Annotated in this window: 6 protein-coding genes and 1 pseudogene; all 7 read right to left on the reverse strand. The window is 48.8% G+C overall.

Annotated features, from left to right (window positions below):
- Nucleotides 1–175: 175 nt before the first annotated feature.
- On the reverse strand, nt 176–838 hold the full coding sequence (locus tag ACG2E4_RS17890) for a DUF6064 family protein (protein ID WP_395277443.1): 663 nt from the start codon (nt 836–838) through the stop codon (nt 176–178).
- A 110-nt stretch (nt 839–948) separates the two neighbouring features.
- A complete protein-coding gene (locus tag ACG2E4_RS17895; RefSeq protein WP_395277444.1) occupies nt 949–1,305 on the reverse strand; it encodes a DUF3147 family protein in 357 nt (118 codons plus the stop codon).
- A 15-nt stretch (nt 1,306–1,320) separates the two neighbouring features.
- Nucleotides 1,321–4,419, reverse strand: coding sequence for an efflux RND transporter permease subunit (locus tag ACG2E4_RS17900; RefSeq protein ID WP_395277445.1), 3,099 nt, complete (start codon nt 4,417–4,419; stop codon nt 1,321–1,323).
- 38 nt (nt 4,420–4,457) lie between these two features.
- Nucleotides 4,458–6,113, reverse strand: a complete 1,656-nt coding sequence (locus ACG2E4_RS17905) for an efflux RND transporter periplasmic adaptor subunit (protein WP_395261674.1) — start codon at nt 6,111–6,113, stop codon at nt 4,458–4,460.
- A gap of 44 nt (nt 6,114–6,157) precedes the next feature.
- Complete coding sequence (locus ACG2E4_RS17910; protein ID WP_395277446.1) at nt 6,158–6,454, reverse strand: hypothetical protein; 297 nt, start codon at nt 6,452–6,454, stop codon at nt 6,158–6,160.
- Nucleotides 6,455–6,458: 4 nt separating this feature from the next.
- Nucleotides 6,459–7,697 carry a TolC family protein gene (locus ACG2E4_RS17915; protein WP_395277447.1) on the reverse strand — a complete coding sequence of 413 codons (1,239 nt, stop codon included), beginning with the start codon at nt 7,695–7,697 and terminating at the stop codon, nt 6,459–6,461.
- A gap of 720 nt (nt 7,698–8,417) precedes the next feature.
- Nucleotides 8,418–8,632 (reverse strand): annotated as a pseudogene (locus ACG2E4_RS17920) (hypothetical protein); the annotation flags it as partial.

Below are 8,632 nucleotides of genomic sequence, written 5' to 3' on the forward strand. Positions count from 1 at the left end.
TAACATGACCTCTTAAAATAAACCTCTATGAATCATAAGGTCATATATCAGTTTGTCCTGGCCAGAAGGTTAAGCGTTCAAATACTCCCGGGCGTGGTTTGCATTTTAAAATTTCTTTCCGCCTAATCAATTTCTCATGCTGGTGCTACAATACAAATAGTACTACACGCTAGTATTATTTAGTAAGGATTGTGTTCTCTCTCCTGTCGGTTTTTGTCATCAGTAACAGAATTCCCAAAATCCCGGCCACCAACAGCCCCATATCTTCCAGAATACCAAGATTGATTGCTGCTGTAAAACCAATAACAGACCACAGTCCAGGAATTACTAAAATCCACCACGGTACTTTTTTTACAGTCCACAGCAACATGCCAAACGTAAAAATGGTGGCTGGGCAAGGCGCTACTCCAAACATTGGAGCATAAGGATACCCATGGCCCAATTGAGCTCCAACTATAGGATAAAAGAGCATGGCATAGATAATCAGAACTGCTCCTGTTATACCATATCCATCCCATTTCAAGCGAAACTTCAACCAGTCTTTCCAGACCCCCACGCCAAGAAACAGCAAACCCTGTATGAGAAAAATTACCCCAAAACCGTAGGCAGCGGTATTGATGGAGGTGAAAAAGGTGAGATGATAAATCGCCCCCATCCAAAGCCAAAATCCGGCTAATATTAGACTTATTGTCCTGTCATTTCTTGCGGCGGGTCGGTAAGATAAATATATAGCCAATCCACCCAGTAAATATGCCACGATCTGAGCCGGCCAGATGGCGGTATTATAGGTTTCGAAGACTTCAAGAAACTGTTCGGTTGAAAAAGGCAATTCCATCATGGGATCAACAGATTACGTTTGTCTTCTTCCAGAATGATGGAATCAGATCCACCGAAACAGTAGCAGAGATACCTGTAAATGATTGTAGGTAAATATATTACGACTGTATTCTAAGGAATTAACGTTACGCCAAACTTACTTGCTACCAAGGATGTGATAACAAAGCAGATAATAGTAATCCCCACACAAATTATGAGCGACCACCAAAAGTTAATGCCATTTTTTAACAGCACCGGCATGGCTAAAAACATCGGCAGGGTGGGAATGACGTACCAAAACGTATAGAAGGCGTGATTGCTTATCTTTTCATCTCCCTGACCTTCGATATAGAGCCAGATCATCACCATGATGGTAACAAAGGGAAGCGAAGCCAAGAGCGCTCCCAACCGGTCGGTTCTCTTGGCTACTTCCGAGACCAGGACTATGATAAAGGCCGTTACCGCATATTTTAGAATAAGGAATTTCATAGTCTTGGTATTTTTTTAGCTTGTAATTTTCGCTTCACTGCTCTCAAACTGTGCCAGCAAGGCCGGAATCACAATCATGTTAAGCAGAGTAGAGCTAATAAGTCCACCTAAAATAACCTGTGCCATGGGCGACTGTATCTCGTTTCCGGGTTCACCGGCGGCCAGTGCCAGCGGGATCAATGCGAGCCCAGCAGTGAGGGCCGTCATCAGGATCGGGTTGAGCCGTTCCATAGCCCCCTGTCGAATAGCATCCATAAAGGATTTGCCTTCCTCCCAACGCAAGTACTGGTAGTGGGAAACAATCAATATTCCGTTTCGGGTGGCAATACCGAACAGGGTGATAAACCCAACAAGAGAGGCAATGGAAACAATACCGCTGGTAAACCAAACGATAAAGATACCGCCGATCAGGGCAAAGGGCAGGTTCACCATCACCAGAAGTGCTGTTTTCAGTGAGCTGAACTCCAGGTACAGCAGCAGGTAAATAAGGAGGATTGCAACAATACTCAGCAGCGAGATAGTGCGGGTGGCCTGCGCCTGACTCTCAAACTGTCCGCCGTATTCCACAAAATAGCCCTGTGGAAAGCTGACGTTATCGGAGATATTATCACTGATCGCATTCACCGTACCACGCAAATCACGTCCGGCTACATTGGCCGAAACCACAATTTTACGCTGCACATTTTCGCGACTAATAGTATTGGGACCACTGCGCGACTTGATGCTGGCCAATTCCGAAAGCGGAACCACCGTCCCATCCTTAAGCGTCAGTTCTGCATTCTTTACAGCCTGGATACTCCCCCTGTGTTCCTCATCGTATCGAACCATCAGATCAAACAACCGGTCCCCTTCTATAATCTGTGAGACGGTCTCACCGGCAAAAGCCACATCTACCTTTTCGGACAGGTCGCCGATGTTCATGCCATAACGCACAAGGGCCCTTCGGTCGGGTCGGATCTGGATTTGTGGGACGTTTTGTTGCTGTTCGACTGAGAGATCCACAACGCCTTGGACGTCCTCCATCTGGCCTCGAACCTCTTCTGCCAGAGTTCGCAGGCGATACAGGTCGGGACCGAAAATCTTCACAGCAATATTAGCCCTGGTTCCTGAAAGCATGTGGTCAATCCGGTGGCCGAGGGGCTGACCAATTGTGATATTGGTTCCAGAAACGCCGCTTAAATCAGACCGTAGTTCCTCCAAAACCTGCTCCTTGGTCGTACCTTCCTGGATATCCAGATCGGCATTAATCTCCGAGGCATTAACCCCCTGGGCGTGCTCGGACATTTCTGCCCGTCCGGTACGTCGTGCCGTACTTGTGACCGCCGGATGGTCCAACAGGATATTTTCAATACGCTGACCTATCTCATTGGATTCATCCAGCCCGGTGCCGGGAATGGTCACCGCGCTAATGACCAGCGTTCCTTCATTGAATTCCGGCAGAAAGGAGCTTCCCAGATATGGCACTATAATCAAGGTACCCAAGAATAAAACCAGCGTGCCGGTCAACACGCTTTTCTTGTAGCGCAGGATGCTATCCAGTATCTGGTCGTAGCCGGATTTAAGCTTTTTGGTAAACCAGCTTTCTTCCAACTTGCCTTTCGCCGCTTGTCCCGGCAGCAGGTAGTAACACAACACGGGCGTTACGGTCATCGCAATAACCAGAGAGGCCCCGATGGATACGATGTAGGAAAGTCCCAGCGGCTGGAGCATGCGTCCTTGCAGACCACTCAAAAAGAAGAGCGGAATAAAGACGATCATGATAATCAGCGTGGCGTTGATGATGGAGGTCCGTATTTCCTTGGATCCTTCAAACACCACCTGCATCGCTGACTTTTGCTCCGACTCCGGTAGCCTGGCGTTCTCCCGAAGCCGCCTGAAGACATTTTCCACATCGATGATCGCATCATCCACGATCACACCGATGGCAATAGCCATCCCGCCCAGGGTCATGGTGTTGATGGTGATATCGAAAAACTCCAGTACGAACACCGAAGTAATAAGTGCCAGCGGTATAGCCGTGAGAGAGATCATCGTCGTCCGGAAATTAGCCAGGAAAAGCAGTAGAATAATGACTACCAAAATGGCACCATCTCGTAAGGCTTCAATCACGTTGTCAATGGCAAGATCGATAAAGTCGGCCTGACGAAAAATGTGGCTGTTGATCGTAAATCCTTCGGGCAGGTTTTGCTCAATCTGCGCCAGCGTTTCATCGACCCGTTCTGTCAGCTCAAGAGTATTGGTATCCGGCTGTTTTTTGATGGAAATAATCACGGCCTGATCACCTTTGACAGAAGCGTCGCCGATTTTCTGAGCGGCATCAATAGTTACATTGGCAACATCGCCAATGGTAATAGGCTGGTTATTGCGTTCAGTCACCACCGATTGCTTGATATCCTCTATTGAGTTAGCCCGTCCAATTCCACGAATGGTGTACTGTTGACTGTACTCCTGGAAGAAGCCGCCCGAAAAGTTTTCGTTGGAGGATTCGGTAGCCTCCATCACCTGGTCCAGTGTTACATCGTAGGCTTTCAACCGATCGGGATCCACGCGGACCTGGTATTGTTTAACTCCCCCGCCAATAGGCACTACCTGGGCTACTCCGGGAATCGCCAGCAGGCGCCGCCGGATCTCCCAGTCGGCAGCCGTGCGTATCTCCAGCTCCGAATGCCGGTCACTTTCTACACTCACCAACATAATTTCTCCCATAATGGAGGTGATAGGAGCCATCACCGGCGGTGGCACTTCTTCCGGCAGTTGGCTACTCACCATTGAGAGCTTTTCGTTGACGATTTGGCGGGCCTGGTAGATGTCTGTACCCCATTCGAATTCTACCCAAACGATGGAAAATCCTTTGGAAGTAGCCGAGCGCACCCGTCGCACGCCGCTGGCACCGTTGGTAGCGGTTTCGATTGGCAGTGTAACAAGCTGTTCGACTTCCTCGGGGGCCATACCATGCGCTTCGGTCATCACTGTAACGGTGGGAGCTGTTAGGTCGGGAAACACATCCACAGGCATATTGATGACCACGTACGCACCGGCAACAAATAACACGATGGAGGTCACCACGACAACCAGCCGGTGCCTCAGTGACCCTTTAATAATTGCATCTAACATATCAGTACGATTTAACTAATTTGAAATTCAGAGCGTATTTAGTGGGTATGCCCGTGAGAAGGTGCCTCGGACGAAAGCGAAGCCAGTTTCACCTGGTAAGCATTTTCGGTCACCACATGCTCTCCACCTTGCAGGCCGGAGGTGATCTCTACCCAACCTCGGTGTTCAATACCAGTCGTGACCCGCTGCTTCCGGAAGGATTCTCCGGAGACATGTACATAGACGTTGTAGTTTCCTTCTTCTTCAATTAAAGCGGATCGGGGAATCGCCAGCACATTCTCTTTGGTATCCGTGTTAATATGTACCGTAGAGAACATCCCCAATGGCAACCCATTTTTTGTGTTATCGAGCTCATAAATCAACGGCAGGGTTCGGGTCTGTGGATCGATGCTGTTGGCCCGGCTGATTAGCCGTCCATCCAGCTCACTAACTTCATACAGGCGGTCATCGCCCTGCACCCGAAAGGCGGCCTCTCCGGCGTTGGCAATGCGGCTCTGATGAGCAGCCGGAACGTTGGCTTTTAGCCAGACCCTGGAGGCATCCGCTATGCGGTACAATGGCTGTCCGGCTTCAACCTGAATGCCCGGCGTGACGAAAGATTCGACTATCGTGCCATTTATAGGAGCTTTGAGTGCAAACCGGTAGGATTCGGCTGATTCTCCGTACCCTTCGATAGTCGTGGTATCTACCTGGATTACCTCATTGATGGTCTGATAGTGCGTCAATGCCTGTCGGTACTCGATACGAGCCTTCTGTAGCTCCGTCTGTGGGATGGCCTCTTTTTCATACAAACGCTTGGACCGCTCCAGGTTGGCTTTGGCCAGCTCGAGCTCAGACTGAGCATTAATAAACTGCTGGGCGTAATTATCACCGGCGCCCGATTGGATAGCGGGATTCAATACTGCCATAGACGTTCCTTTTGACAGTTGCTGACCTACGACCGGCAGGTTGCCGTTTTGACTGGACAAAATAATACCCGAAAATGGAGCGGAAACGACAACCTGGCTATTCTGCGCGGCCATAATTTCCCCGGTGGCATCTATGGTTTGTGTAAGCGTTCGCTGTTGCACCTTTTGGGTAGCAAAAGGGATATCCCACTGCTGTTCTTTTAGGAAGGTAATTAGGTAAGGATCTTCCTCGGCGTGCCCGTGAGGCACCTGATCAGCTGAATTATACACCGGGATTCCCTTGACCTGCAACGTATCATTCACCATTCCCTGAATGATGATCGTAAGATCGTACCGTCCTGCTCGATCAAAGACGACATCAGGACCATAAATTCCAGGAGTTTGCACTTCCGTTTCGGTGAGGGACCCTTCGTTGCCTCGTTCTGAGCTAAAAACGAATTCCACTTCTGATTTAGAAATGGGTTTAAAATCCGACAATCGGGTCAGATGAACGGCGAAGGTAGCTTCCTGCCCGACAATTAATGCAGGGTATTCCATGAACAGTTCGGTTTTATCCGTCCATTGCGTAATTGCACCGGCACCCTCAAGTTGAGGTTCTTCTCCCTCTTGCCCGTGATCTGATTCTCCATCATGGGAATGACCATGATCTTCCTGGGCTTGTTGTATGGGCTGCTCATGAGTATGATCGCCTTCTTCACCATGCGTATGGCCTTCGTCACCGGCACCTCCGCACCCCGTCATCACCAGGGACGTACTCATCATGATTAACGTTATAAGTTGTTTCATTGCATCAAATTTTGTTCGTGACAAGTTTATTGGATGGGTAGGAATTAATGACCGTGTTCTTCATCTCCATGGGAATGGGTATCCTCTTCATGGGTATGATCCCCATCTTCTCCGTGAGTGTGATCGCCTTCTTCATCATGGGTATGAGTGGAATCATGGTCTGCTGTATGGTCACCACCTCCAATATGGACAGCGTCACTGTCATTTGTAGTTGATTGTTGAGCAGGAGCTTCATGGGTGTGGTCACCATCTTCACCGTGGGTGTGCCCGGAATCATCCGAGCCACATCCTGTTATCGTTAATCCTGCTGCGATCGAACAAATAAGAAGTAAACGTTTCATAGTATTAGTTGTTTTTAGAGTTAGATATTCGTCCTGCGGATTGTACGTCCAATTCAAAAAGTGCCTGATTATAATCAGCTATAGTCTCGTAGATCATCGTCTGGCCATCGACATAAGCCTGGGTGGCATCAAGGAGTTCAACCAGTGAATAGCGTCCCTGCTGGTAGGCCGCCCGTGCGGCTTCCAGCATTGACACATCCATCGCGTCCTGCTGCATAGACTTCCACTGCTCCAACACGAGCTCGACTCGCTCGTAAGCCGTTGAAACCTGGTTGCGAACCGCCTGCTGCTTCAAGCTCAGTTCGGTCTTGCGCGAACGAGTTTGAGCTTGGGTAATCGTTACATTGCCCCGGTTTTGGTTCAAGATGGGGAGCTTGATGGATCCGCCGATGACAAAGCCCTCGGCACCATCCGACTGATTTTTATACCCGAAGTTAACGTTCAGGTCGGGCAGGCGATCCCGTTTTTCAACCCTGTACTGCAGCTCGGAAGCATCGACCATCTGTTCCAAAGCTGCCAGGTCGGCCCGATTGGCAAGGGCATATTGGATTAGTGCCTGCTCTTGCATATTGATAGGATCGACCGTCAGGCTATCTGATAGCTGGAATTGGGTATCCAACTCTTGTCCAGAAAACAAATAGGTAGCCAACCGATTGCCCGTTTGCTTACGGTTCAGATGAACCTGGTCGCGTTGTTTCCGGTACCGGCTGAGCTCCACGTTAAACCGTTGCACCTGTAAGCCGGAAAATGTGCCCTCAGCCTGTCGCGCCTTAGCTGCCGAACGGGCTTTGCGTATAATGTCCAGCGCCCGATTATAGATTCCCAGTTTCTCCGACAGCTGCCAGTATTCGACGTACAGCGATTTTACCTGCCGGATTAGCTGTAGCCGGTCGTATTCAAATTGCAGTTCGGCCGCCTTTTGTGATTTGGAAGCACTACGACTGCGCAGAAAGGGCTGCCCAAGCAGTTCAATAGGCTGGGAAAGCATGTAGGTCGTTTCCTCGTAATCGACTGTACCAGCATTGAGCTGCTCCCGGTTAATGCTGACCTCGGGATTGGAATACGCCTTGTCCCGGATCGCTTCTCCCTGCTTGCGCAACTGGTCATATCTGGCCAGTTCCTGCTGAAGGCTGTTCTGTTTGAAAAGCTCGACGGCTTCATCAAGCGTAATAGAGGTTGGTTGTGCATGGACCAACGCCGGAAATAATACCAGCAATAGCGTCCACCGGATATACCTTGTCATGATGGTTGAATTGTAATTATGTGATACGATTAGGAAAGGAAGTCCCGAAAAGGGAAAATTAAGCTATAGGAGGGCCGCGACGGGAAAAAGAGGAGAGGTGATAATGGTTCGGTACCGGCCTTGGCGGTGGCAGATCAAAAAGTGTCGGAGTGTCATCAAGCTCTAACCGGGTAGCCACAAATTCAACCTCTAACAAAGCTACGAGATTGTTTGCTATATCAGGATTAACCTGGGTAGGACTCGTCAACGTGCCAATGATATCAGAGGAAGTACTAACCTGGTGCTTGTGATCATCTTGATCAGTCCCCTTTTTAAATGGCTGATCGTCAGGATTTTCACTTTCATGGGCATGCACTTGGGCGTGAACGTCGAGATGATCGCCAATATGAATACTGAGAACATGGAGATGAGTTCCCTGCCCGAATAGAACGCAGAAACAGGTCGCTGCCACTAGCAGCAGGCCCGTAATAGTAACGATATGTTTATTACTTATAAGCACATTAAAGAGTAGGTAAAAAGGCAGGCAATATCAAAACTGTAAATTTCACCTTTAAAATCATAGAGTATCAATTTTTCACATTCATGAAGTCTTTTCCCCAAGCTTTTGTTGCAGTTGTTACATATGATGTAACATGACATCCCAAAACCAACCTATATACATCATAAGTCATATATTAGCGTGTCTTCGGAACAGGCCAGTCAGACATACTTGCAGGAATTTTACAGCTGACCTGACACATACTGTAAGCGCCCATAACTCAGTTTGATAGAGCGTTTGGCTTCGGACCAAAAGGTCGGGTTACCTCTTTTGTTGAGTCCGGTTACCAGCCTGTCTTTAACCAATTCTCGTCGTGTTGTGGAGTGCTGCATTCCCAGCGGATTGAACACTCTTTGCTGAAGCATTTCTTCATAGGACTGATCCTCAATTTGCGTCA

This window comes from Halalkalibaculum sp. DA384 (genome assembly GCF_043951955.1).
Taxonomy (GTDB): Bacteria; Bacteroidota; Rhodothermia; order Balneolales; family Balneolaceae; genus JAMQKA01.